The following is a 26,197-nucleotide window of genomic DNA, read 5'->3' as shown; positions in this document are numbered from 1 at the left end:
GGTGGGCGTGAGGCAAAGGTAGGGAGCCAAATTCCTCACCACGTTTTGCTACTATTCGCGGTCGGCCGCAATGCGTGCCTGGCGAGTGTTTGGTATTAATAATCAGTCAACTGTTATTTTATTTTGCGCTGGGCTAATACGCCATTGAACACAAGGAAACCGAATACTACCAGCCCAAAAGCAAGAGGCTCATTAAGAACGGGCTCGTTCGACAACAGCGCAATTTTGGGCTTTTCAGCAGCATAGCACACCGTGAGGGGAGTAGAAGGGGGCAAATCAAGCAGCAGCTGCGTATTCGCCGCAATGCAGGCGAATTGCTGGCCGTGTTGCGGCTCCTGATAGCGGATTATCAGAAAATGCGACTTGGCAAATAGGCCTTGGCGCGTAAAAGGCTTGTACACCGTCGCCGCTACAGGCACGTTTTGCAGAATCCGGTATTGCTGCACGCCGCGCCAGAGCACCAACAGCAGCATGAGGACGGAGAAGGGCAAAAGCACGCTGGCCCGCAGCCATAGTCCGAAATACGCGGTTCGGTTCATATAGGCTTAAATGAATGCTACAGCCGCGCCAGCAGCTCGCGCACCTGCCGGGTGAGGTCGTCCCGCGAGCCGGTGTTGTGCAGGGTGGCGGCAAAGTGCGGGTAGTCGTCCATCGCAATTTCGCTGGGATGGTTGTCGTCGCGGGTGCCGTCGCCGCGCTGTTGGAGCGGGTCGCCTTCCACGCGCAGCATCAGGCCGCCGCGCTTGCGGATGGGGTCGGCCTCGTTGGCGAAGCGCACGTCGGGCACCAGCACGAACGCATCGGCAGGCAGGGCGGCGAAGAAGGCATCGACCCAGACCAGCGGCTCCCACTCGCGCAGGGCCTGGCCCACCTGCTGGAGCATTTCGCCCCGGGTGCGGTGGAAGGCGGGGACCCGCTCGGCCTTGCCTTTCTGGGAGTAATAAGGCCCCACGTCCTCGCCCGTGAGGGCGGCGCAGACGGACTTGATGGAGTCGCCGAAGGAGCGAATCTGCCAGATGCGCTGAGGCTGCAGCTCTTGCAGGATGCGGGCCACGGTGTCTTTGCCGCTGCCCCGGCGGCCCGAGAGGCCAATGAGATGTACCATGAGTGAGATGAATTAGAACGTCATGCCGAGCGCAGCCGAGGCATCTCGCGTGCTGCACTAATCCAATCGATTGAATTACCACCACAAACGAGATGCCTCGGTTGCGCTCGGCATGACGTTCTTTTGATTCGGGTGTTTTACAAAATATCTTTCAATTCGCTTAGGCAGCTGATTTCGTGGGTAATCTGGTTGAAGTGCCGGCGCTTGTCGGGGTTGAAATACACTTGGTCGATACCAGCGTTGTAGGCTCCCAATACGTCGCATTCCAGGTTGTCGCCAATCATCAGGCTTTCGGCGGCGGTGGCCCCGGTGCGCTCCAGCGCGTGGCGGAACATGCGCGGGTCGGGCTTGAGGTAGCCGCTGTGCTCGGAGGTGATGACTTCTTCGAAGTAGTGCGTGAGGTTCGACGACGCCAGCTTGATGCCCTGCACGTCGTTGAAGCCGTTGGTGATGAGGTGCATCCGGTACCTGGGTTTCAGGTAGTCGAGCACCTCGTGGGTGAAGGGAAATACCGCCGATTTCTGGGGCAGAATATCGGTGAATTCGGCTGAGATGGTGGCCGGTATCTCCGCTTCCGGCACGCCCAGCCGCGTCAGTGTGCGGCTGAAGCGTGCCTCGCGCAACTGGCTTTGGGTGATTTTATTGCTCTGATACAAGCGCCAAAGGGCGTGGTTGATGTCGCTGTAGACCCTGATAAACTCGTCCACGGAAAAGGTGCCGTAGCGGGCAAAATTGTGGCGCTCATACAGCGTATGCAGCGTTTCGTTGGCGTTTTTCTCGAAGTCCCACAGCGTGTGGTCGAGGTCGAAGAAGAGGTGACGGTATTTCATTTAACAGTTATCAATTAATATTTAACAACTTGGAATGTCATGCTTCGGCAAGCTCAGCATGACGGTCTTCTAACATAGTTCTTTCATCACAGCCCCCCCGCCAGGGCCATGCTCAGCACACCGGCCAGCATAATGCCCTTGCAAAACGTGCTCAGGTGTCGAAAGTGCCGCCGCCGGTCGGCCCGGATAAGTAGGCGCGCCAGCTGCGCCATGGGCAGCAGCACCAGTAACAGCAGCCACAGGCCCAGCGGCCAGTGCCCGCCCAGCAGCAGCCGGCCCGTGGCTCCCAGCGTGAGCAACGCTAGGCAGGCCAGGAAAAAACCTGCCACCCACTTGGTGCGCGCCACGCCCCACACCAGCGGTAGCGTGCGGCAGCCGTGCTGGGCATCGCCGCGCATGTCTTCCACATCCTTCACTATTTCGCGCACCATCGTGAGCAGGAACGCGGCCAGCGCGTAGGGCCACACCACGCTGTGGCTGTCGTGGCGTTCCAGCTGCAATTGCAGCTCGGGCAGCAGCACCAGCGCCGCCGTGAGTGTGGCAATGCTCAGGTTGCCCACCAGCGCCACCCGCTTGAAGCGGGCCGAGTAGCCCCACAGCAGCAGCGCCGTGCCCAGCGTAACGGCCCCCAGCACCGGGTGCAGCCAGCCCGCCACCAGCACGCCCACGCCACTCAGCACCATGTGGGCTAGCATGGCCATGCGCCGGTTCACCACGCGCCCAATCACCAGCCGGTCGGGCCGGTTGATGGCGTCAATTTTTACGTCGTAATAATCGTTGATGATGTAGCCGGCCGCCGCCACCAGCAGCGCCGCCCACACCAGCAGCCCGAAGCGCCGGTCCAGCAGCGCCGCACGCAGCGGCAGGCCCGGCAGCAGCAGGCCGGCCCGCACCAGCGCCAGGCACAGCAGCATAATGAGTAGGTTGGGCCAGCGCACCAGCGTGGGCAGGGCCGTGCGCAGCCGCTCCGGGGGCGGCGGCAGGGGCAGGGCGGGGGCAGGCGGCTTGGGGGGCAGCGGGTTCATCGGCAGAAGCGCGGGGCAGGCTAGGGGCAAAGGTCGGCAGAAGTGGCGGGCTGCTTACGGGCAGTGGACCCGCGCCGGGCAAAAAAAAGCCTCTCCGGGGCAGGAGAGGCTTTTATGATGGCGCGGGGGCAGCCATCAGGGCGTTTTCAAGCTCAGATTTTGCGCACGTTCACGGCGTTGATGCCTTTGCGGCCTTCCTGGGTTTCAAATTCCACCCGGTCGTTTTGTTCCACTGTGGTCCCGTTCAGGCCCGTTACGTGTACGAAAAAGTCTTCTTTCGTTTGGTCGTCGGTCACGAAGCCATAGCCTTTGGCTTCGTTAAAAAATTTGATGATGCCGGTTTTCATGCAAGAAACAAAAAGGAAAAGAAAAACCGCCCGGGTAAAGGCTGCGGAAAGGCCTGAAACCGCACCAAAGTGCCATTTCAAACCCGCTTACGCGGGAAGCCAACGCGGGGTTGGCCGGCCGGCGGTTCAGGCTTGTCCGTTATTGGTTATCGCGCCACTCGTACACCCACTTGGCCTGAATCTGCTCCAGATGGCCTTCGGTCGATTGCTCGCGGGTACCGTCGAAGTTGTTCAGGCTCAGTACCCATTCAATCAGCTCGGTGAAGCGGATGCGGTAGATTTTGGCCTCCGTGAAGTCGTCGCCGAACTTCTCGTACAGGGCCATGGCAATATCCTCGTGGTCGGCCCAGTGCATGGGCGGCTCGAAATGGGGCATTTCTTGGGGTTAAGAGTTATGAGTTAAAAGTTATGAGTTGAGCAATGAGCTAGGGCAATGAGTCGTCGTGCAACCCATAACTCCTGACTTTTAACTCATAACTCCACAATTAGTGCCCCAGAAAGTGCTGGGGCGGAACGGTGACGACGAGCTGCATATCGGCCTCCACCACGCACTGGCAGGCCAGGCGCGAGTTGATGCGCGGGTTCTCGGCGCGGTCGATGAAGTCCTCTTCCTTGTCGGAAATCTCGGGCAGGTCGTCGCCGCCGGCGTTGATGTAAACGTGGCAGGTGCTGCACCCGCACACGCCGCCGCAGTTGTGCTGGAGCTGAATACCGTTGTTCAGGGCCACGTCGAGCACCGACTCGCCGGAGGCCGCCACATGGGTTTGGGCCGGCTGGCCGTCGTTGAACTGGAAGGTGATGGTGGTGGCGGAAACGGACAAAACGAGAAGCGGATAAGTCGAAAAATACACGGCATTTGCCGCCGCAAAGGTACTGCCCCCGGTCCCGGCATCAAAGCTGGGCCTGAATGCTGGCCGTGAGCTGCGCGTACAGCGCCTGCCAGGCCGGGTGCGCCGCAAGGGCCGCGTGGTGGGCGGCCAGCGTGGGCGCGTCGCGCCGCACGGCCGGCCCGGTTTGCACGCTGAAGGGCGGGTGGGCCAGGGCTTTGGCCACGGTTTCGCGCACCAGCGGGGCCAGCAATTCCGGCGGCAGGACGGCTTCGGCCAGGAGGGCATCAGAAATGCCCAACAGGTGGTTGGTGAAATTGTTGGCGAATACGGCCGCTACGTGCAGCTTGAGCCGCTGGGCCGAGTCGAGCTGTAATACGTGCCGGCTGAGGCTGCCGGCCAGCGCCAGCAGCGTGGCCTCGGCGGCCGGCGTGGCCGCCTCAATGCACAGCGGCACCGTGGGCCAGTCGATGGCCCGGCCCGGGCTGAAGGTCTGGAGTGGGTAGAGCACGCCGCCGCGCACCGCCGGCTGCCCGGCGAATATGGTCAGCGGCAGGGCCCCGGCCAAGTGCGCTACCAAGGCTCCGGTGGGCCAGTTGATGCTGGCAAATAGTGGGGCCACGGCGGCATCGGGCACGGCCAACAGGTACACATCGGCCGGGGGCAGGGGCGGGGCCAGGGTAACCAGGGCCGGCGTACCGGGGAGCGTGGCCGCCAGCGCCGTGGCAGCGGCCGCCGTGCGGCTCCACACGAAGGCCAGCCGGTGGCCGGCGGCCACCAACGCCGGGGCCAGCTGGCTGGCTACGCGGCCGGTGCCAAACAGGCCAATCCGCAGGGAAGCCGGAGAATTATTCGTCATTAATGAATGATGAAATAAATAAGGATAAATGGTTGACAGTCCTGCTGCCGCCGACGCAGTGGTTGAGGTGGCCGCAAAAAGGAGCGGGCTCAATGATTTGTGCTTAAAGTTTAGCAACTTGTAGCCCCAAAGCTACCGTTTGACCTGGCACGCCGGACACTTTGGCTCATTCGCTCACCCTTGTCATCCTCTTATTCATCCATTTTACTCCCTCTTTTCAATGAATCACCAATACAATCACCGTGGGCCAAATGTGCCTCTGCGGCACTTGGCCCTGGCCGCGCTGCTGGCGACGGGCACCGCCGTGGGCGCGCAGGCGCAAACCACGCTTAACTACCCGGTAGCCAATACTCAGAACGTGGCCGGCACCTACACCGACCTGGGCACGAACGGCACGGTCATCAGCACGACCAGCACCGACGACGCCAACTCGGGCGAGCAGCTCATCGGGTTCAACTTCGCCTATAATGGCGCGATGATGGACCGCTTCATTCTGAACACCAACGGCTTTCTGAAGCTGGGTGCGGCGGCTGGCATGACGGCCCCCACGGTGGGCCTGTACACGGCCTACGCCGAGTCGAACAACGGCGGCGCGCTGCTGGGTACGGCGGCCAACGACATCAACCTGGTGTCGCCCTTCAACTACGACCTGCTGAGCGGCACCAGTGCCGCCGAGTACCGCATGGTTACCACCGGCACGGCCGGCAGTCGCGTATGCACCATCCAGTGGAAAAACGTGGCCGACAAGGCGCAACTGTCGGATGTGGGCGGTACCAACGTGGCCAACCAGTACGCCAACCTGGCGTTCCAGGTGAAGCTCTACGAAGCCAACGGCACCATTGAGTTTGTATATGCAGCCCCGACAGTGGCCGCCGCTGCCAACAACAACTTCAAATATGCCCAGACGGGACTGAAGGGCGCTGGCAACGGGCCTACGCAAATTGTACGGGTTACCAAGGGTTCCGTTTCCCCGTGGGGCGACGCGGCCGTAACCTTTGCCAGCGGCCCCGTGACGGCCGGCGCTACCGGCGCATTCAACTTCCGCCAGGCAGTGCCGCCGGACAACGGCCGCACCTTCCGCTTTGTGCCTACCGTGCCCAACGATGCCGGCGTGTCGCTGCTCTACACCATCAACCAGCTGGCGGTGCCCGGTACGGCTCCGCACGCGGTGAAAGCCCTGGTGAGCAACAATGGCACCAATGCCCTGACCAACTTGGCAGTGACGCTGAACGTGACCGGAGCCAACACCTTCACCAATGCCCAGACCGTGGCCTCGCTGGCCCCAGGTGCTAGCGCCACGGTAACGTTTGCCGCCTACACCCCGGCCAACCAGGGCACCAACACTGTCACGGTTTCGGTACCGAGCGACGATAACACCCTCAACAACTCCAAGGCCGAAACCCAGGTGGTGAACACTACTACCTTCTCCTACGTCTCGCCGGGCGTGGGGGCTTCCAGTGCCGTGGGTTACCCCTCGGGCAGTGAGCTGGGCTTCGGAGCCAAGTATTCGCTGAGCACGGCTCGTTCGGTAACGGCGGTGCGGGCGTTTGTGTACGATGCGGCGGCCATTCCGCCTACCCAGAAAACGACGGTGGGTGAGACGCTCTACGGCATCGTGCTCGACGCGACGGGCACCGTATTGGGCCGCTCGGCCAATTTTGTGGTGACTGCGGCCGACATCAATGCCATGCACACCTTCACCCTGACCGCGCCGGTAACGGTGCCGGCCGGCGACTTTATCGTGGGCATGGTGCAGGTATCGCCGGCCAGCAACGGGGCCGCCTCGTTCTTCCCCATGGGCGTGCAGAGCGAGTCGCCCACCCGCCCGGGTACCTTCTACCGCTTCTCGCCCGCCGGAGGAACCCCGACGGATGCTGCCGCCGGCACCAGCCGCTATTTGGTAGAGGCCGTGACGGCCGCTCCGGCCAACAGTGACGTGGCCGTAAATGAAATTCAGGGCTATGGCTCGGTGGCCGTGCCGGCCGGCAATCCCTTCAGCCTGCGCGCCGTGGTGCGCAACGCCGGGGCCGCCGCCATCACCACCCCCACCGTGGTTACGCTGAACATCACCGGGGCCAACACCCTAACCCTGACCCAAACCGTGACCTCGCTGGCCGTGGGCGCAACCAACGTCGTGACCTTCGCCAACATCAGCCTGGCCAATGCTGGTGCCAACACCGTGACCGTGAACGTGCCCAACGACGACGTGAACGGCAACAACTCGGTGGCGCAAACCCTGACCACCAGTCCCACCCGCTATTCGTTCATCACGCCCGGGGCCACGCAGGCCGGCGGTATTGGTTTCGTGCCCAACGCAGCGGCCCGTACGCTGGCCTTCTGCGGCAAATTCACGACCAACGTGACGCGCGACGTGACGGCCGTTCGGGCCGTGATTGGCAATGACCCCACCTTGGTTACCACCGCTACTATCGTGTATGGCGTGGTGCTGAATGCTACGACCGGAGCCGTGATTGCCCGCTCGGCTGATTATTCCATTACCACTGCCGACCTTGGCCAGTTGCACACCTTCAGCCTGACTGGCAACGTGCCCGCCGGTGACTTCCTCGTGGGCTTGGCCCAGGTGATGCCCGCCAACGGCACCCAAGTGAGCCCCATGGGTTATGAAGCCGAAACTCCCGCCCGCACGGGTACTTTCTACTCGGTAAACCTCACCCCCACCGTGGCTTCTACGCCAAACGACGCTGCGGCCAACAATATCCGCTTCATGCTGGAAGCCGAAACCGCTGCGCCCAACTCCTGCCCCACGCCCACGGGCCTGGCCATCACGGGCAGCACGGCTACGTCGGCTTCCTTCTCGTTCACGGCTGCCGCTGGCGCTACGGGCTACCAGATTATCTACGGTGCGCAGGGCTTCACGCCGGGCGGCGCGGGCAGCACCACCTCGCCCACTTTCACCGGCACCACCTACACGCTGGCTGGCCTGTCGGCCAGCACGACCTACGATTTCTACATCCAGACCGTGTGCAGCGCCACGTCGCAAAGCGGCTTTGGCGGCCCGGTCCGCTTGACCACGGCTTGCACGCCGCCCACCATCGCGGCCTTCCCCTACGCCCAGAACTTCGACGTAGTGGCCGCCAACCAGGCGCTGCCCTGCGGCATCACCGTGACCGACGTGAACAACGACGGCTTCACCTGGCGCGCCACCGGCACCGTTGATGCCACCCTGAGCACCACCAGCGTGGCCCGCTCGGCTCCCAATGCCATGGTGTACTCCTACAACAACCTGGGCCCGACGCCCACGGTGGCGGCCAACGACTGGTTCTTCACCCCGGCCCTGAGCCTGGTGGCCAACCAGCGCTACCGCGTGTCGTTCTACTACCGCGTGGCCAGCGGTGGCTACACCGAAGGCCTGGAAGTGAAGTACGGCACCGCCGCAACGCCCGCCGGCCAGACCAGCCTGCTCTACACCAACACGGCCATCGCCAGCGCCGCGTACCTGCTGGCCAGCAACGCCACCACCCCGGCCGTGCTCGACATCACGCCCACCACGGCGGCCAACTACTACGTGGGCTTCCACGCCATCAGCCTGGCCAACCAAGGCTTCCTGGCCGTGGACGACCTCTCGATTACGGCCGGCCCGCTGGCTACCTCGGAGGCCCTGAAGCGCGCCGTGAGCGTGTTCCCGAACCCCTCGAACACGGGCGTGTTCAACCTCGAAATTCACGGGGCTAACGCCAAGCAGGCCATGAGCGTGGAAGTAACCAACATGCTCGGCCAGCGCGTCTACACGGGCTCGGCCAAGGACAACTTCAGCAACAGCGTGAACCTGTCCGCGCTCGCTTCGGGCATCTACTCCATCAAAGTGCGCAACGGCGAGGAGTACACCCAGCAGCAGATTTCGATAGTGAAGTAAGCCCCGGCTGCGCTGCACTTCGGCAAAAGGGCCGCCCATTGGGCGGCCCTTTTTTTGAGCCTGCCAGCTCACGTTTGGAGCCCGTTAACTTGCACTTGGGACTATCCAACCCGCATTTGGGACAAGCCAACCTCCTCGTGATGTTATCCAACCTGCATTTGGGACCATCCAGCACGCTCGTGATGCCTACCAACCTGCATTTGATACTATCCAACCTGCATTTGAGCCATGTCAGCCTACACTTTGCTCCTGTCAACCTGCATTTGGGGCATGTCAACTCATACTTGGGCCATGTCAGCCCGCACTTTGCTCGTGTCAACTCCCATTCAATGCCCTCGCCAATGCCAGTGCCCCGGCCAGCCACAAAAAAAGGCCACCCCGTTTCCCGGAGTGGCCTTTTGATAAAATAACCGCTGCCCGCTAGCCCACCGGCTGGGGCCGCACAGCCCGCCCGCTGGCCTGCGCCGGGGCTTCGGCCGACGTATCGGCCAGCACGCCCTTGCCGCCGCGCTGCCGCACGCTCAGCCCGAAGCCGAGGGCCATGAGCAGCGTGCCGCTCCAGAGCAGGTTGATGAAGGGCTTTTCCATGGCTTTCAGAATCACGTAGTCCTTCTGCGTGGTGCTCACGCCGAAGGTGAACTTACCCTTGGCCGGGTCCACGGCTTTGAAGGTGATGCGGACGCCGAGGTCTTCCGCCTCGTCGGGCAGGCTGCCCACCATGCGGTTGCGCACCACAAACACGGGATGAACGTGGTATTGCCGCTTTTCACCGTACACAATCATGTCGGCTTGCAGGGCGAGGTCGCCTTTTTGCAGGTTGAGGCCGGCGGTTTCGTGCGCCGCCTCCACGGCCCGGAACACGGCGAAGTAGTCGTTGAGGAAAATGGTGTCGCCCACGCTCAGCACCGATTCCTTGGCTTCGCTCCAGGGCTTCTCCTTGCGCGGGTCCAGCACCGAGCTGATGTGGGTGTAGATGTCGTGCCCCCAGAATTTCTGGATGGCCGGCGAGGCCAGCAGGCCGCCCATTTCCTCGTTCACCTGCGCCCGGGGGTAAAGCGTGAACTGCTCGCCCGATTTCTGGTCGCGGTAATTGATGCGGTAGTAGGTGTTTTCGGGCAGAATCCCGACCGTGTCGCCGGTGGCGTAGTAGGTTTTGCCATCCACGGCAATGGGGGCGCGGGCCACGGCCTTGTAGTCGTCGTCGGTGCGGTACAGGAACTGCTTGTCCACGTAGCCCGGCACGCCCGGCACCTCAAAGAACTGGCCCGTATAGGTGAGTTGGTAACCGTGCATGGGCGCGGTTTCGTTGCGCCACAGCAGCACGTTGTCGCGGTTCAAATCCTCGGTGAACTCCCGTGAATACAGCAGCCCCGACACGTTGCGCGAAATAATGCTCGAATACCCCGACGAGGCCAGGATGCCCAGCAGCATCAGCGCGATGCCCAGGTGGGCCACCGCCCCGCCCGAGAGCCGCACCCCGCGCCGCAGCAGCGTGAAGATGGTGCCGAAATTGGCCAGCACTCCAAACAGCCCCGCCAGCGTGAGCACCACGTAAGCCGGCGAAATCGTGAGGTCGTTGTAACGCACCAGCAGCACCACCAGCGCCGTGCCCAGCAGCGCCAGCAGCGTGGGCGCGGTCAGGGAGTTGATGAGCGTTTCCTTGGTATTGCGCTGCCACCACATCACCTGCGCGATGCCCGAGAGCAACGCCACGCCCACGCCCATCCAGAGCTGGAGTTTGGAATAGTGGGCAATCTGGTCGGCGGGCAGGGCCACGTTGGTCTTGATGCCCAGCAGCCCCATAAAGGAATTATAGACCGGAATACTGGTCGTGAACAGCACCTGGAACGCACCGAGGCACAGCACCGTGGCCCCCACGAACACCCATAGTTCGGGGTTGTAGGCATTGAGCTCTTTGGCTGAAATCGGAATCTCCTTCCAGCGCCACACCAGCAGCACCACCGCAAGCACCGTGAAGGCCGCCAGGTAAATAAACAGCTGGCCCGACAGGCCCAAATCCGTAAACGAATGCACCGAGGCATTGCCCAGCACCCCGCTCCGCGTGAGGAACGTGGCGTACAAAATCAGCACGAACGTGGCCACCACCAGCGCAAACGCGGTGCGCAGGCCGGTGCGGCGCTTCTGCCACAGCACCATGCCGTGCAGCGAGGCCACCAGCACCAGCCACGGAATGTACACGGCATTTTCGACCGGGTCCCAGTTCCAGTAGCCGCCGAAGTTTAGCGTTTCATAGGCCCAGTACGCGCCCATTACCACGCCCACGCCCAGCACCCCACCGCCAATAAGCGTCCAGGGCAAAGCCGGTTTCACCCAGGCCGTGAGCTCCTTTTTCCAAAGCGCGGCAATGGCGAAGGCAAAGGGAACCAGGGTCAGGGCGAAGCCCAGGAACAGCGTGGGCGGGTGAATCACCATCCAGTAGTTCTGGAGCAGGGCGTTGAGGCCGGTGCCGTCCTTGGGCACGAAGTTGGGGTTCATCTTCCACACCGGCAGGTCCGTCAGGAACTCGCGCAGCAGGATAAACGGGGAGGAGCCAATCTTCACGCCCCCGAGTACCACGCCTACAATCATGCTCACCAGAAACACCTGCACGCCGCTGAATACGGCCATTACCGGTGCTTCCCACTTCTTGTTGTAGCGCATGATGGCTAGGCCAATCACAACGTGCCAGAAAATCCAGAGCAGAAACGAGCCCTCCTGACCTTCCCAGAAACAGGAAATCATGTACTGCACCGGCAGGTGGTTCGAGCTGTGGCTCCAGGCGTAGTAATACTCGTAGCGGTGCGCGTGGATGATGTTGAACAGGCACACAATCACCGACACGATGGCCGCGCCATGCACGAAAAACGCCCCGCGTCCCAGTCGCAGCCAGCTCGGGTCTTCCTCGCCCAGCGCCCGGCCCCGCGAGGCCTGGAAATAGCTATACGCCGCCACCAGCGCCGCCGCAAAGGCCAGAATGACGCTGAGGTGGCCGATTTGTCCTACTAATAAGTTCATAAGCAACAAGTAAAATCAGACGGTAACCGCGGGCGCGGGCGTGCCGGGGCGCACCACTTCGTAGCGGCTAAGAATTCTCGGATGAAACGACTCAGGCAGGGTAGCCCAGTCGTGCGTATCCACAAAAATCGGGAGATTGCTCTCGGTCAACGCTTCGCGGAACCCGGCGAGCGGGCGGCCCGGCAGCGGGGTCAGGTCGGGGGTGCGCAGTACCAAATCCAGGTCACTGGCCTCGTAATGGTCGCCGTTCACGCGGCTGCCGTAGGCCCACACGGCCACCTCGGCAGGCAGGTGCCGGGCCATCAGGTCTTGCAGCATGGCCACGTAGCGTGGATTAAGGGCGAGCATAGGAATGATAGTAGGCAGAAGAGCAAACAGCAACGATTACTGCTCGGCCGAAGAATATCGGGCAAATTTACGGCCGCGCCGCTGGAGCCGGCAGCTTCAATAACAATCGGTCGGTGAAAAAGTCGCCGCGCGGTGGATGACAGGTAATTTCAACGGCAATTTTTTCCAGGCCCGCCGCCTGCCACTTGCTAACTGGCAGCCAACCTTGGCTTTTGTCGCCGGGCTTGCTCACCAGTTGTCGCGAGAGCAGCACCTGCCCATTGGCCGGGTTGGTGATGATGACCGACAGCCGGGCGTTGCGTGGGTATTTGTCGAGTGGCAGCACGATGTGCGGGGCGGCGGGCGGCGGGGCCAGCAGCGGGTTTAACTGGCTGAACGATACCCACTGTTGCCGCAGCAGCGCGGGCGGCTGGCCGTCGGAGCTGGCATCGGCCACTATCTGATAGAGGTAGTAGCCGGGCTGGGGCAGGGTATCGGTGGCGGTGTAGATGGCCGGCTGGCCGCCCAAGGTGTTGCGACCCACCGGCACCCGCGCCCGCTCGCTGCTCCGAAACTCACGCAACTCGCGGCGCAACACCCGGCAGCGCGCAGTGGCCGCCAGCGAGTCGGGCAACGTCCATTCGAGGTTCACGACCCGGTTGCTGCCCGGCAGCGCTCCGGCCAGCGAAGCGGGCGGCGGCACGGCCGGTAATCCCGCCGCTACCTGGCTCACTTGCAGCGTAAACTGGCAAAAATCCTTGAGGTAGCCGTCTACATCCAACAAATAAGGCTGGCCGGCGTGCAACGAATCCAGGGTCACAAACACGTCGTCCTGCGTGCCCAGCGAAGTGCAGCTGAGTACGCTGTACGTGGCCGGCTGGCAGGGCGTCCCGATGAGTACCACCAGCTGCACCCCGCGCACATCGCGGCACTTCTGGCCGCCAATGTTGATGAAGTACCGGCCGGAATTACGGGGCGTGAACTCAAACCACTGGTCGTTATGGTACTCGATGCACTTGCCGGTCAGGCGCTCATCCACACAGCCGCGCTGCACGGTGCAGCCAGTGGTGCTGGAGGTAATGGTTTCTTCCAGCCGCAGCACACGGCGGTTCTCAAGGTTGTCGTTCGGCACCTGCGCGGTTGCGCCAGACACTGAAATGAACAACAACAACAAAACCAATAGCTGACCCCGACCACCGAAAAAAAGAACGTCATGCTGAGCTTGCCGAAGCAGCTCTCCCGCATAAGTAAATGAATTACTTATGCGGGAGAGCTGCTTCGGCAAGCTCAGCATGACCGTCGGGCTGGCTACCAATACTGTTCTAATCTAATTGACCGAAGCCGTCGCGCCTTTCAAATCCTTCTTCACGTACTTGCTGGGGCACTTCAGCAGGATGTTATCGGCCATGAACACGTCGCCCTTCATGCAGCCGGTGATAACGACCTGCTCGGAAGCGTCGAAATCCTGGGGCTTGGGGTTGTTGTATACCACGCGCTGGGCCAGGTGCGTGGTGTCCACCAGCGTGAAGGCGAAGTAGTTGGGGTCGGCCACCGGGTCGTATTCCAGGCCCAGGGGGTGCTTAGCGGCATCACGCGGGAGCTTGCCTACTACGTGTACTTTGGTGGTGTTGCCCTCGGCGGCACGGGTGCGGGCCTCGCCGAAGCCCACGTACACGCTGGCATCGGCGGTGGTGCTGAGGATGATGGCAGCGGCCACCGCAATGATGGCCAGAACGAAGAGGTGCGACTTTTTCATAAGGATATAGCTAACAGCAGTAACAACGTTCGGGTGCCGCTGGGACACGGTTTGGGGCTACTTTATTTCTTTCTCCAGCTTGCTCACCTTGCGGTCGAGCGAGATAAGGTAGAACAGCAAGCCGGCCACAATGATGACCACGGCTGCCACTACCACGTAGATTTTGCCGTTGGCCCGCAACGCGTCGGCCATTTCGGGGGCTTCGGCACCGGGGGCCTGGGCCAGGGCCGTGGTTGCGGTGAAAAGCAGAATTTGCAGCAGGCCAAACGCGCCGAACAAGCGGGCCAGAATGTTATTTTTCATCGAGTTTCAATTGCAAAAAGGCCAGCCGGCTGCTCACCTGAGTCATCCAGAAAGCAAATAGAATCCAGCCGATGACGGCGGGGTAAAACACCATCCGCATGGTGCTGTCGAGGTCGTACTTGTTGAAGCCGGGGTTGCCGGTTTGGCCGGGGTGCAGGCTGTTGCCCGCCAGGCGTGGCAGAATGAATAGCAGCGGAATGGCCGCCGCAAACGCGAAAATGTTGTAGATGGCCGACACGCGTGCCCGCTGCTGCTCGTCGCGGAACGAGCCGCGCAGCACCAGGTAAGCCCCGTAGATTAACATGGCCACGGCGGCGGCGTTCAGGCGCGGGTCGGGCGTCCACCACGCGCCCCAGGTGTACTTGGCCCACAGGCTGCCCGTGGCCAGGCCCAACAGCCCAAGCACGATGCCCGACTTGGCGGCCTCGTGGCTGAGAATATCCAACCGGGCCGACGGATTGCGCAGGTATTGCATCGAGCGAAATACCGATGTGCCCAGAATCACCATCATGGCAAACCACATGGGCACGTGGAAATACAGGTTCCGAATGCTTTCATTCACGATGGCCAACCGGGGCACGGGCAGCAAAAAGCCCGCCGCCGCCGAATACAGCAGGAACACCACGGTCAATACTTTCCACCAGGTCCATTTCATACTCAACCTCTCCACAAAAAAGGAAACAATAAATAAGACACCGCACCGACCAACATGTTTAGCGCCAGCAGCGTGAGCAGCGACTGCTGGCTCACGCTACGGTCCAGCCCGTCCAGCGCATTCTTGCTCACCTTGATGAGCAGCAGCAGCATAGGTACCATCAGTGGGAAGCCGAGGATGGCCATGAGCGTAGCGCCGTTGCCTCCCGCCTTGGCCGCGATGCCCGACACCAGCGTGAGCGTGGTGGCAAAGCCCACCGCCCCCAGCATCAGGTTGGCCACAAACAGCGGCGCATCCTGAATCGGGTTGCCGAGAAATACGGTGTATAGGAACAAAGCCAGTAACGCCACTGCCATGAGCAGCAGGGTGTTGTAGAGGATTTTGGCCAGGATAACGGCCTGTGGCCGCACCAGCGTGTAGTAGTACAGCCGCTGGCCGGGGCTTTCCTGCATAAAGCCTTTGGCCACGGCATTGATGGCGGCGAAGAGCAGAATGACCCACAGCAGCGCGTTCCAGGCCGGGGGCGGGGGCGTGCCGCCGCGCAGGCTGAAGCTCAGAAAGCACACAAACACCGTGCTGCCCACGTAGAGCAGCAGCCCGCCCAGCGCCGCCCGCTGCCGCCATTCCAGGCGGAAGTCTTTGGCTAACAAGGTTGAAATTTCGCGGAGCAGCACAGGCACAGGGTCGGTTTCGGGCCGCAAAGATACGACCGGAACGGGCCGGTATGGACACGAAAAAAGAACGTCATGCTAAGCGCAGTCGAAGCATCTCTACCGTTCAAGTATTCATTTACTATCTGCGGGGGAGATGCTTCGGCTGCGCTCAGCATGACGTTCTTCACGTTTGCGCTCTAGAAATCGTAGCCTAGCGTGAAGTAAAATTTCGGGCCGTGGGTCACGTAGTCTTCCTGGCCCCAAGCCACGTCCACCTTGCCGTAGAAGCCCAGCAGCGTGGTGCGCGCGCCCACGCCGTAGCCTACCAGCAGCGGGTTGCTGAAATTAGTGACCGTGGCCCCAAAATAATTATTGAACTGGGTGATTTTAGTGTTGGCCGAGTTGTCGGTGCCGAAGGGGTTGGTGCCCGAATAGGCCGTGCCGGCATCGGCAAAACCCACCAGCTGCAGGTTGCGAAAGAAGCCCGAATAAATGGGCCGGTGCGCGAAATACTGCACGATGGGTACGCGCAATTCACTGTTGAACAGCACGTAGCGCGGGCCGCTACGGGCGCTGTAATCGAAGCCGCGCAGGTTGGTTACGAATTCCTGGTTGAACACTTGGTCAGGGGCCGTGTAGCCATTCAGAAAGCGGCTGCCGGCGTAGCCGCCGTTCAGCCAGTCGTCCATGCCGCCGATGCGGAACACCTGCGGCCGGGGACCAAAAAACTGCCCGTAGCTGGCCCGGTTGGCCCACACAATGGAGCGGCTGATTTTCTGATAGTGGCGCAAATCGATAACGAACTTGCCGAAGCTCATGCCCTTGTCGCCCAAGTTGGTTAGATTCAACACGCTGGCTTTCAGCCGGGTGCCGCTCACCATATTCACGCCGGTGGTGATGCTGTTATCGAATACCAACTCGCCGTTGTAGCCCAAGTAGTTGTAGCTCTGGTCGGTTTCCGTCGATACATCGCCCAGCCGGGTGCGCGAAATACTCACGAAGCGGGGGCCGCCGCGCACACTCAGGTTATGGGTGAGCGGGTAGGCGATGGTGGGGGCTACTTCGTGGCGGCCGTAGCGGTAGTTGTAGTTGCCATCAATGTCGAAGAAATAGGCTTGCTTCTGGTAGGAAATGCTCCAGTCGTAGCGCTTGGTCAGGTTGGTATAGGATGCGCGGATGTTGCTGGTGCGCAGGTCGAACAAGCCAAACAGGCTGGCGTCGATGCGCTGGTTCTCCAGCACATCGGTCAGGGCCGCTTTGAACTGGAGGCCGAGACCCAGCAGCGGGTCCATGTACAGCGAAGTCGACACGTTATCTGCCATGAAGCGCGTGTCGTAGCGGAAGGGGCCGGTGAGGGCCGGGGCGTCGGCCTGCGCTCTGGCCGTAGCCGCTGCTGCCGTGGAAGCGGCGGTAGGGGTGAGGCGGCGCCGCTTGGCCGCTGCGGCCTGCACGGGCTCATCTTCCTCAAACTGATAGTCGCTGGTGTTCACCGCTTCGGTGGCTTTGCGGCGTTCGCGGCGGGTAGCAGGTTGATTATCGGTCGAATCAGCTGGTTGCGCTACGGGGGCAACTGCCTGCGTAACTACCGGCGCAGCCGGCTTGGGAGTGGCGGCCCGTGGCGCGGCCGACCGTTCTTCCAACGTTTGCTGCCGGGCGGTTTTGGTGAGGGGCAGCGTCGTCGGCAGCGGATACTCGGGGTACACGTACAGAATGTCGCGGGACTGCGCGGGGGCCACAAATACCAGCGCCGACGTCTGCGGGCTGTAGTCAAAATCCTGCGTATTGGGTAGCCAGTTGGTCAGTAGCGCGTGCTGTTTGGTTTTCAGTGAATACCGATATAGGGCACGCACGCCACTTTCCTCGCCGAGGTACAGAATTTCATCGTCGGAAATGGCGCGCGGCCGGGTTTCGTTTGAAATCGTGCTCACCAGCGTCTCAACTGGTATTGGGCGGCCGTCGAGGTGGTACTGGAATAAATCGTAGTTGTTCACCACGTTCTGGAACGTGGCCGGCCGGGCGCGGCCCAGCGAATCGAGGTAGCGGTTGGAGCTGAATACCAATGCCTGTCCGCCGGGCAGGAATACCGGCTGCACGTCGTCGAACAGGTCGTCGGTGAGCTGCTCCACCTTGCGGCTGCCAGCGCGCAGTAGGTAAATATCGTTCTGCCCGTTGCGCACGGCGCTAAATGCCAGGGCCTTGCCATCGGGCGAGTAGCTCATGCTCAGTATCTGGTCGTAGGCGGCGAACAGCGAAGCCGGCCGCGAAAACCGAATGGCCTCGCGCACCCGGCGCACGATGCCCCTGCCGTCGGCCTCGCGCAGGTGCAGGGCCATTTCGCCCCGGCTCATTTCGGCCACCGCCACCTGGGAGTTGCCGCGCCAGGCCAGCACGGGCAGGCGGGTTTCCACCTGCTGGTCGGGGGTGTGGTAGCCGCCGCGGCTCAGGGTGCGGCGATGGCGGCCGTCGCGGTCCACCACCATCACGCGGTAGCGGCCGCCTTCGTTCTGGGCATAAGCCACTTGCTGGCCATTGGGACTCACGATGGGCTGCGAGAACACATCGGAATGGCGGTTGCGGCCGCTCTGGCGGAATTTCTTGTCGGGCTCCACCAGCGTGGCCACGGGCTGACCGTTGAGCTCGCGGTAGTACGTCAGCCAGTCTTTTAGAAACACTTTAAACGGCACGTTCAGCGACGAGCTGATGCCCACCTCCACATCGCGGGTGATGCGCGTGAGGTTCAGAATGTTCTGGATGGTGGTGTAGCCGTAGCGCTCGGCCACGTAGTTCCAGATGCTCTGACCGGCGAGCTTCGAGTTGCGCAGAAAAAACGGGGCCGTGCGGTTGCCGGTGGGGTACTGCTTGGTCATGTCGCGCATGTAGCCGTCCATGTCCACGCTCCAGCCCTCGGCGGCGTAGGCCGAGGCCCCGCCGATGAACCAGTCGGGCAGTTGCAAGAGGTAGCTGCTTTGCAGCACTTCCTTAAGCGAGCCGCCGTACATCATGTCGTTGAGCAGCACCTCGGTAATCTGGGTGCTGAGCTGGCGCTTGAACTCGGTTTCCTCGCCGGTGAAGGCAATCTGGACCTTGCTCATGCGGGCCAGCGGGGTTTCGCCGCCGTTTATCTGCTGCTGCGTGGCGGTGAGGCCAATGTTGCTCTGGCGCAAATCGCCCACCGAATTGTAAAACAGCAGCGTTGATTTTGAGTACGGATAGTAGCCGATGAGCGCCGTGATGCGCTGCAATTCCTTCTCGGCGTACTCGGCGGCGCGGCGGGCGCTGGCCGCACCGCCGTCGTAGTACATCACGTTGAAATTCTGCGTGCTAAGTTGCTGCCAGCGGAAATCCTTGTATTGCACGCGCACGCGGCCAAAGGGCTCCTGCGCCGTCTGGGCCAGGGCCGTGGGCGGGCAGAGCATCGGCAGGAGCACCGCCAGGACCCCCAGCGTACGCTTCGTAGTAGTGGATAGTGGAATGGTCATAATGAGAGCCAACGAGCAAAGACAAAAATTAATCCGCCGAAACGCTAAAAAATTTGCGGCCTGCGCTAGGCAGTTAAGCGAATGCCAAACCGCCCGCCCGGCCTGCAATAAAAGTAGTTAACGGAGAATTATTATCCAGCCACAATTCAGCCGGTCAAACGAAGCGCCGCCGTCCCGCCCGGAGCCGTGCTCAATGAGGTTTCAATGTACGCCTGCCGGCTGCAAAGCCTTGTAACGCTGCAAGCTGGCATCGGGCCAAAGCTCGGCCTGATTGGTTAGAAAATCGGCCAGCATCACTGCCAGCCGGGGGGCCAGCATCACGCCCTTGGACCCGTAGCCGCCGCAAAAGCTTAACGCCGGCACGGTGGGGTGGGGGCCAATGAGCGGCCGGCGGTCGCGCACGGCGGGCCGCACCCCGGCCAACTGCCCCGTCACGGCAAACGGCAGGTCGGTGACCACGGTGAGCCGGGCGGCCAACTCCTCGCGGCCCACGGCTGTGGGGCCGTCGGCAAACGGCGGCCAGCGGTAGGTAGCGCCCACCCGAAACCGCCCCGCGCCCACCGGCACCACGTAGGCACCCCGGTTGAGCACCTGGCCCTGGCTCAGGCCCGCGCATTCCACGTCCAGCACCTCGCCCTGGTTGGGCGTGAGGGGCAGCCAGTTAAAATACGGATTATGCACGGCCGCCGCGCCCTCGCAGCAGATGACGTGGCGCGCCCGCACCTGCCCGGCGTATTCAGCTCCGGTGGGTTCGAAAACCAGCTGGGTCCAGTCAAACGTTTCGCGGCGCAGCCAGCCGTCGCGGGTGCCCTCGGCGGCCATGCGGGCCAGCAACTCGCGCACCGCTACGTGGCCGCCGTGCCGCAGCCAGGCTCCGCCAAAGGGCGCTTGTACGCCGGGCAGGCCGGGGTCGGTGGTGACGAGGGTGGCCACGAAGTCGCCCCACGGATGGTCGGCGCTGCGGGCCAGCATGGCATTTTGCTCCTCTACCGAGCCAAAGATTTTGAAAATGGGCGCTTCGCTGAAAAACGACTGCTGATAGCGCTGCTCCAACTCGCGGTAGAAAGCCGCTGCAAAGGGCAGTAGCTCGGCCGCCCGCCAGGTGAGGGCGAAGCGCTTGCCGGCCACGGGGTTCATCAGGCCCGCCGCTACGTTGGAGGCCGAATTCTCCTGGCCGGGGTCGTACACCAGCACCCGGTGGCCCCGCTCGCGCAACACGTAAGCCAGCGTGGCGCCCGCAATGCCGTGGCCCACTACCAGAAAATCACAGTCCGTCATGGCCGGCAAGGTAAGGACACAGGGCTGAATGAGGAATGAGGGGGGCTGTCATCCTGAGCGGAGCACCTTATCATGTTCACATCGTATTTACCAATTACGGCAAACCGTTCTGGCGCGATAAGGTCCTTCGCTGCGCTCAGGATGACAGCTTTTCCCGTTCCGCATTTCTTTTCTGCCGTACCTTTCCGCATTGCTCAGAACCTCTATTTTGTTATGACTGTCGCTGGTTTCACCTTCAACGCTTTTTCCGAAAACACCTACCTGCTTATTGACGAGGCCACCCGGCAATGCGCCATCGTGGACCCCGGCTGCTACGCGCCCGCCGAGCAGCAGGCCCTGCGGGAGTACGTGGCAAACAATGATTTACAGGTAGTATTGCTGCTGAATACCCACGCGCACATCGACCATGTACTGGGCAATCAGTATGTGCTCAGCACCTGGCCCGGCACGCCGTTTCTGCTGCATCGCCTCGACCTGCCCACGCTACGTGCCGTGCCCACCTACGCCGGCAACTACGGCTTTCCGCAGTACCAGCCGGCCGAGCCCACCGGCGAGCTGGTGGCCGGCCAGCCCGTGCATATCGGCGAAACCGAGCTGGAAGTGCGTTTCACGCCGGGCCACGCGCCGGGCCACGTCGTATTCTACCACGCGCCCACGGCCACCGTTATCGGCGGCGACGTATTGTTTCAGCGCAGCATTGGCCGTACCGATTTGCCCGGCGGCAACCACGCCGAACTGCTCCACAGCATCGAAACCGAGCTGATGACCCTGCCCGATGCCACCACCGTGTACCCCGGCCACGGCCCCGCCACCACCATCGGCGAGGAGCGGCGCGGCAACCCGTTTCTCATTTAACATTTATCATTTAACAGCCATTAGTGGGCACCAATTGTGCTGCCAAGTGAAGGCTGAAGAAGATAGACGAAGTTGTTAAAATGATGAATGTTAATTGATAACTGTTAAATGAAAAGACATCTGCCCAACGCCGTAACCTGCCTCAACCTTCTTTGCGGCTGCCTGGCGCTGACCAATATTTTTGCCGGCCGGCTGGAAATCGGGGCCTGGTTTGTGGCCGCCGCCGCCGCCGCCGACTTCGCCGATGGCCTGCTGGCCCGGGCCTTACGCGTATCCTCCGCTATCGGCAAAGACCTCGATTCGCTGGCCGATATGGTTTCCTTCGGGGTGGTGCCGGGCGCGATTTTTTTCGAGCTGCTCACGCGCAGCGTGGGCGCGGGCGGGCTGCCGGAGTGGGCACCGTACTTCGGCTTCGCGGTCAGCATCTTCTCGGCTCTGCGGCTGGCCAAGTTCAACAACGATACCCGGCAGACGACCTCATTCATCGGCCTGCCCACGCCAGCCTGCACGTTGGTGGTGGCTTCGCTGCCGCTCATTCTGGCGTACGACCAATTCGGAATCGCCCCGATTATTCTGAATCCCTGGCTGCTACTGGGCCTCACGGCGCTGCTGTCGGGGCTGCTGGTGGCCGAATTGCCCTTGTTTGCCCTCAAGTTTAAGACCTTCCGCTGGGCCGATAATCGGCGGCGATTTATTTTCCTGCTGCTGGCGGCAGGATTATTGCTGGTGTTGCGCGCCGCCGCCGTGCCGCTGGTGGTGCTGCTCTACGTGCTGCTCTCGGTGCCGAAAACGGCCGTTCGGTAGCATTGTTGGATGCAGGGACGCAATAAATAGATTATTTGGTTGTTAAGAAGCCATCGCCGGGTGAACCTGCTGCCCGGTGGTGCTGTTGCGGGAGCCACTACGTGACGGACGGGCAGACAGGAAACAGGTTTCAATTTATCAAGGTGTATGCGTCTTTCTTTCCTCTTTGTTGCATGCGTGGGAATCATCGTGGGGGCGGCGGCCCCGGCGGTACAGGCCCAGTCGGACGGTACCACGGCCCACGGAGTAGTGAAATGGGGCGGCTACATTAACGTGCCCAGCCTGAACCCGCGCAAGCAGAAAGTGCCCGGCTTCAGCGAAGCTCAGTTGGTGCTCGATGACCAGGTAGGCTGGTTTAGCATGCGCCTGAGCGGAGCCGTGCGCCAGGGCGATTTTCTCAATATGGTGTATGAGCCGTTCTCGGCGGCCGACGCCAAGATGTTCAACGTCAGCAAGCTGCCGGCCGGCCCCGAGGCCCAGCTCATCACGGGTGTCGAAATGAAGCAGGCCGTGACTTTCCTGCGCCTGCGGCCCGTGCGGCGCAGCCCCCAGAGCGGCCAGCCCGAGCGCCTGGTTTCGTTCGACTACCGCTACGCGCCCACTGGCGCGGGCGTGGCCGCCCGGGGCACCGCTTCCATCCGAAATTATGCCAACCATTCGGTGCTGCAAAGCGGCGATTGGTACAAGCTGGGCGTGGCCGAAACCGGCAACACCAAAAGCGGCATCTACAAGCTCGATAAAGCCGCGCTGAGCAAGCTGGGCCTGCCGGCGGGCTTCAACCCCAATAACCTGCATTTGTACGGCAACTCCATGGGCATTCTGCCCCAGGCCAACGCCGTGTTCCGGCCCGATGACCTGGTGGAAAATAACATTCAGTTCGTGGGCGATGGAGACAACACGCTCCAGGACAACGAGTATTTTCTGTTTTATTCGCCTGGCGCGCATACCTGGGCGGCGCAGGGCGGCATGTTCCACCACCGCAACAACATTTACACCGATACGGCCTATTACTTCGTGAAAGTGGATGCGCGGCCGGGCCTGCGGGTGCCTACGAAGGCGGCCGTGCCGGTCACGGGCCAGCCCGCGAGCATCACCACTTTCACCTACCGCGACTTTTACGAGCACGACCTGGTGAACCTGCTACACTCGGGCCGCAACTGGGTGGGCGAGGGCTTTCAGGTGGGCGGCAAGCAGGAGTTTGTGCTGGGCGGCATCAGTGATTTGGTGGCGAATAGCCCGGTGCGCGTCACCACGAATCTGCTGGCCAATTCCGCGGGGCCGAACCCCAGTGCTTTTCAGCTCACGCTGAACGGACAATCCCTCGGCGCACAGTCTATTCCTGCCCGTTCCGGCCAGCCGTACTCGCCCGATGCTATTACAACCTCAGAAACCAACCAAGTGAGCCTGAGCGCGCCGGGCAATGAGTTGCGGCTGGGGCTGACCTACGGCAGCGGTGACCCCGGGGCCAGCGGCTACCTCGACTTTTTTGACCTCAATGCCGAGCGCCTGCTCAAGCTCAACGGCGCGCAGATGGAATTCCGGACGCTGACCAACGTGGGCCTTGGCGCGCAGAACCGCTACGTTTTTGCCGGCCTGCCAGCGGGAGCCGTCGTATGGGACGTAACCAATCCGCGCCACCCAATGGCTGTGACGCTCGATGGCAACAGCTTTATCGCGCCGGCCGATACGGTGCGCGAGTTTGTGGCCCTGCAGCCGGGCGGCGACTTTGGTGACCACCCGGTGCGGGCCTTCGGCAAAGTAGCTAACCAGGACCTGCACGCGCTAAACAACACTGCCGGCGCGCCCATGCTGGACCTGGTTATTGTGACGCATCCGGCGTTCATCGCCCAGGCAAAGCAGCTGGCCGCCCACCGCAGCACGCACGACAACCTGCGGGTGGAAGTGGTAACGCCCGGCCAGGTATACAACGAGTTCGGGTCGGGTGGGCAGGACGTGTCGGCCATCCGCGACTTTATGAAGATGCTGTATGACCGCGCCCCGGCTGGCAAAAACATGCAGCTGCTGCTGCTTGGCGATGCCTCGTACGACTACAAATCGGACCCTTCCAACGACAAGAGCGCCGAGCCGGCCTGGTGGAAAAACCGGGTGCCCTTCAAAACCGACGCCGATTTTGATGCTTTCAACCAGAACTACGTGCCCACCTACGAGTCGCGGGAGTCGCAGTCGCCCTACTCATACCCGGGCTTTTACGGCACGGCCAGCTACTCCTCCGATGATTTTTACACCCTGCTGGATGATAACGAAGGGGAATGGGACGAGCAGAACCTTGGCAGTGAGCTGTTTGATATTGGCGTAGGCCGCCTGCCGGTACGGATGCCCAAGGGGGAGCTGCACAACACCACCCAGGCCCAGCAGACGGTGAACAAGGTGATTGGCTACGATGCTGCTGCGGCCTATGGCAAGTGGCGCAACCGCATTACCCTGGTGTCGGATGATGGCAATGGCAACATATTCATCGACAATACTTACGGGTCGGATGGCATTGCCAACATCATCAACGCCACCGCGCCGGCCTACAATGTGCATAAAGTGTACCTGGACCTGTACGCCCAGCAGGCAGTGGCCGCCGGCCAACGCTCGCCCGATGCTAACCGCGCCATCGACCAGTCGATAGAGCAGGGCTCGCTGATTGTGAACTACCTGGGCCACGGCGGCCCCAAGGGCCTGGCCGATGAGCAAATTGTGACCAATGCCTCGGTGCTGGCCCTGCGCAACCCCAACAACCTGACGTTCTTCACCACCGGTACCTGCGATTTCAGCACCTACGATAACCCCGACTTCACCTCTGCTGGCGAGCAGTCGCTCACCGATAATGCCACGAGCGGGGCGGTTGGCCTTTTCACCACCACCCGCGTAGTGGAAGCCGGCCTCAACGCCGGCCTCAACCAGCGCTACTTCAACCGGGTGCTCCAGCCCATCAATGGCCGCATGCCCAACATCGGTACCATTGTGATGATGAGCAAGAACGACTACCAGGCCGGGGGCATCAACAACCGCAACTATTCGCTGCTGGCCGACCCCAGCATGGTGCTGGCCTACCCCAAGCAAACCGTGGTGCTCGACAGCGTGCGCCAGCGCAACGGGAAAGGTTGGGCGGATGCCGATACGCTGCACGCGCTGGCGCGCATTTACTTGCACGGCCAGCTGCTGAACAATGGCAGCCTGAACGCGGCCTTTACCGGCCGGGCTCAAGTCACGATTTACGACAAGCCCACCACCGTGAAGACCCTGGCCAATGAGCCCGATGATACTTCGGTGCCGGTCAGCATTCAGGAAAGCGTGATTTATGGTGGGCAGGCCGATGTGGTGAATGGTAAATTCAGCCTGGTGTTTGTGGTACCCAAGGACATCAACTACCAGGTAGGAATGGGCAAAATCAGCCTCTACGCTTCCGATGGTACGCACAGCATTGATGCCAACGGCTACCAGCCCCGGCTAATAGGCGGCGCGGCCCGCAATGCCCCCGAGGACAACCTGCCGCCGCGCATCAGCCTGTTCATGGACAGCAAGGCGTTCGTGTTTGGCGGCCTCACGGGCCAGACCACCACGCTGCTGGCCGATTTGGCCGACGAAAACGGCATTAACACCACGGGCACGGGCATTGGCCACGACATCACGGCCATTCTCGACCACGACCCTAGTAAACAGCTGGTCCTGAACGAGAGCTATGTGTCCAACGTTGGCGATTTCACCTCGGGCAACGTGAAGAATCTGTTCAAAGACCTTGCGACGGGTCCGCACTCGCTCACCGTCAAAGCCTGGGACACTTATAATAACTCGTCCGAAAAGGAGATTGAATTCGTAGTGGCCCACGATGTTAAGCTGGCGCTCGACCACGTCCTCAACTACCCCAATCCATTTGCCCACTCCACTACGTTCTTCTTCGACCACAACCAGGCCGGCAGCGAACCCGACAACCTGGACGTGCAAGTGCAGATTTTTACCGTGGCCGGCCACTTGGTGCGAACGCTCAACGCCATCGTACCCAGCACCGTATCCCACCAGCAGAGCATCAGCTGGAACGGCCGCGACGATTACGACGACCAACTGGCCCGCGGCGTATACGTTTACCGGCTCACGGTGCGTTCGCAACGCAACAGTTCGGTGGCTTCGAAATACGAAAAACTCGTCATCCTCAATTAATCCGCTTTTATTTGCGCCCGGGCCACGCCTGGCTCCCTTTT

The 26,197-nt window shown here is 61.7% G+C and carries 21 protein-coding genes; 4 read left to right on the top strand and 17 right to left on the bottom strand.

Translation table 11 applies throughout. The annotated features are described in order from the left end of the window. Positions 1 to 113: 113 nt before the first annotated feature. The 8 genes from ACVWYF_RS15620 to ACVWYF_RS15585 form a co-directional block, all read right to left on the bottom strand. Positions 114 to 539 carry a hypothetical protein gene (locus tag ACVWYF_RS15620; protein ID WP_457069621.1) on the bottom strand — a complete coding sequence of 142 codons (426 nt, stop codon included), beginning with the start codon at positions 537 to 539 and terminating at the stop codon, positions 114 to 116. Between the two features lie 17 nt (positions 540 to 556). Beyond that, positions 557 to 1,105 (bottom strand): hypothetical protein, encoded by a 549-nt coding sequence (locus ACVWYF_RS15615; protein ID WP_457069620.1) that lies wholly within the window; start codon positions 1,103 to 1,105, stop codon positions 557 to 559. A gap of 137 nt (positions 1,106 to 1,242) precedes the next feature. Then, a complete protein-coding gene (locus ACVWYF_RS15610; protein WP_457069618.1) occupies positions 1,243 to 1,935 on the bottom strand; it encodes a YjjG family noncanonical pyrimidine nucleotidase in 693 nt (230 codons plus the stop codon). Positions 1,936 to 2,021: 86 nt separating this feature from the next. After that, positions 2,022 to 2,960 carry a geranylgeranylglycerol-phosphate geranylgeranyltransferase gene (locus ACVWYF_RS15605; RefSeq protein ID WP_457069616.1) on the bottom strand — a complete coding sequence of 313 codons (939 nt, stop codon included), beginning with the start codon at positions 2,958 to 2,960 and terminating at the stop codon, positions 2,022 to 2,024. A gap of 152 nt (positions 2,961 to 3,112) precedes the next feature. After that, a complete protein-coding gene (locus tag ACVWYF_RS15600) occupies positions 3,113 to 3,307 on the bottom strand; it encodes a cold-shock protein (protein WP_457069614.1) in 195 nt (64 codons plus the stop codon). 139 nt (positions 3,308 to 3,446) lie between these two features. After that, positions 3,447 to 3,683 carry a Fe-S cluster assembly protein IscX gene (gene iscX / locus ACVWYF_RS15595; RefSeq protein WP_457069612.1) on the bottom strand — a complete coding sequence of 79 codons (237 nt, stop codon included), beginning with the start codon at positions 3,681 to 3,683 and terminating at the stop codon, positions 3,447 to 3,449. Positions 3,684 to 3,792: 109 nt separating this feature from the next. Next, positions 3,793 to 4,128: a 2Fe-2S iron-sulfur cluster-binding protein gene (locus ACVWYF_RS15590; RefSeq protein WP_457069610.1), complete on the bottom strand. Its 336-nt coding sequence runs from the start codon at positions 4,126 to 4,128 to the stop codon at positions 3,793 to 3,795. 70 nt (positions 4,129 to 4,198) lie between these two features. Then, a complete protein-coding gene (locus ACVWYF_RS15585) occupies positions 4,199 to 4,993 on the bottom strand; it encodes a Rossmann-like and DUF2520 domain-containing protein (RefSeq protein WP_457069608.1) in 795 nt (264 codons plus the stop codon). Between the two features lie 220 nt (positions 4,994 to 5,213). On the opposite strand from ACVWYF_RS15585, the gene ACVWYF_RS15580 reads away from it, so the two are divergent. Continuing rightward, complete coding sequence (locus tag ACVWYF_RS15580; protein WP_457069606.1) at positions 5,214 to 8,867, top strand: choice-of-anchor J domain-containing protein; 3,654 nt, start codon at positions 5,214 to 5,216, stop codon at positions 8,865 to 8,867. Between the two features lie 420 nt (positions 8,868 to 9,287). On the opposite strand, the gene ccsA (ACVWYF_RS15575) is transcribed toward ACVWYF_RS15580, so the two are convergent. The 9 genes from ccsA (ACVWYF_RS15575) to ACVWYF_RS15535 all read right to left on the bottom strand — a co-directional run bounded on the left by ccsA (ACVWYF_RS15575) (position 9,288) and on the right by ACVWYF_RS15535 (position 20,333). Next, positions 9,288 to 11,882 (bottom strand): cytochrome c biogenesis protein CcsA, encoded by a 2,595-nt coding sequence (ccsA, locus tag ACVWYF_RS15575; protein WP_457069604.1) that lies wholly within the window; start codon positions 11,880 to 11,882, stop codon positions 9,288 to 9,290. A 15-nt stretch (positions 11,883 to 11,897) separates the two neighbouring features. Further along, positions 11,898 to 12,230, bottom strand: coding sequence for a nucleotidyltransferase family protein (locus ACVWYF_RS15570; RefSeq protein ID WP_457069602.1), 333 nt, complete (start codon positions 12,228 to 12,230; stop codon positions 11,898 to 11,900). A gap of 67 nt (positions 12,231 to 12,297) precedes the next feature. Next, positions 12,298 to 13,362 carry a hypothetical protein gene (locus ACVWYF_RS15565; RefSeq protein ID WP_457069600.1) on the bottom strand — a complete coding sequence of 355 codons (1,065 nt, stop codon included), beginning with the start codon at positions 13,360 to 13,362 and terminating at the stop codon, positions 12,298 to 12,300. 174 nt (positions 13,363 to 13,536) lie between these two features. Next, positions 13,537 to 13,965, bottom strand: coding sequence for a cytochrome c maturation protein CcmE domain-containing protein (locus ACVWYF_RS15560; RefSeq protein WP_457069598.1), 429 nt, complete (start codon positions 13,963 to 13,965; stop codon positions 13,537 to 13,539). A gap of 57 nt (positions 13,966 to 14,022) precedes the next feature. Then, positions 14,023 to 14,268 (bottom strand): CcmD family protein, encoded by a 246-nt coding sequence (locus tag ACVWYF_RS15555; protein ID WP_457069596.1) that lies wholly within the window; start codon positions 14,266 to 14,268, stop codon positions 14,023 to 14,025. Beyond that, on the bottom strand, positions 14,258 to 14,923 hold the full coding sequence (gene ccsA / locus ACVWYF_RS15550; RefSeq protein WP_457069594.1) for a cytochrome c biogenesis protein CcsA: 666 nt from the start codon (positions 14,921 to 14,923) through the stop codon (positions 14,258 to 14,260). The genes ACVWYF_RS15555 and ccsA (ACVWYF_RS15550) overlap by 11 nt, the downstream gene beginning before the upstream one ends. A gap of 2 nt (positions 14,924 to 14,925) precedes the next feature. Then, positions 14,926 to 15,573 (bottom strand): heme exporter protein CcmB, encoded by a 648-nt coding sequence (locus ACVWYF_RS15545; RefSeq protein WP_457069592.1) that lies wholly within the window; start codon positions 15,571 to 15,573, stop codon positions 14,926 to 14,928. 200 nt (positions 15,574 to 15,773) lie between these two features. Next, positions 15,774 to 19,055: a hypothetical protein gene (locus ACVWYF_RS15540; protein WP_457069590.1), complete on the bottom strand. Its 3,282-nt coding sequence runs from the start codon at positions 19,053 to 19,055 to the stop codon at positions 15,774 to 15,776. 201 nt (positions 19,056 to 19,256) lie between these two features. Beyond that, the gene (locus tag ACVWYF_RS15535; protein ID WP_457069588.1) at positions 19,257 to 20,333 is read right to left on the bottom strand and encodes an NAD(P)/FAD-dependent oxidoreductase; all 1,077 of its coding nucleotides are present in this window, start codon (positions 20,331 to 20,333) and stop codon (positions 19,257 to 19,259) included. Positions 20,334 to 20,546: 213 nt separating this feature from the next. Here ACVWYF_RS15535 and ACVWYF_RS15530 point away from each other — a divergent pair, with 213 nt between their 5' ends. The 3 genes from ACVWYF_RS15530 to porU all read left to right on the top strand — a co-directional run bounded on the left by ACVWYF_RS15530 (position 20,547) and on the right by porU (position 26,156). Then, positions 20,547 to 21,188, top strand: a complete 642-nt coding sequence (locus tag ACVWYF_RS15530; protein ID WP_457069586.1) for an MBL fold metallo-hydrolase — start codon at positions 20,547 to 20,549, stop codon at positions 21,186 to 21,188. Positions 21,189 to 21,296: 108 nt separating this feature from the next. Next, on the top strand, positions 21,297 to 21,992 hold the full coding sequence (locus tag ACVWYF_RS15525) for a CDP-alcohol phosphatidyltransferase family protein (RefSeq protein WP_457069584.1): 696 nt from the start codon (positions 21,297 to 21,299) through the stop codon (positions 21,990 to 21,992). Positions 21,993 to 22,139: 147 nt separating this feature from the next. Then, a complete protein-coding gene (gene porU, locus ACVWYF_RS15520) occupies positions 22,140 to 26,156 on the top strand; it encodes a type IX secretion system sortase PorU (RefSeq protein WP_457069582.1) in 4,017 nt (1,338 codons plus the stop codon). The last annotated feature ends 41 nt before the right edge of the window (positions 26,157 to 26,197 follow it).

The sequence above is a fragment of the Hymenobacter sp. UYAg731 genome (assembly GCF_054061335.1).
Note: the sequence above shows the minus strand (reverse complement) of the source record. Positions and strands in the feature narration are given on the sequence as shown.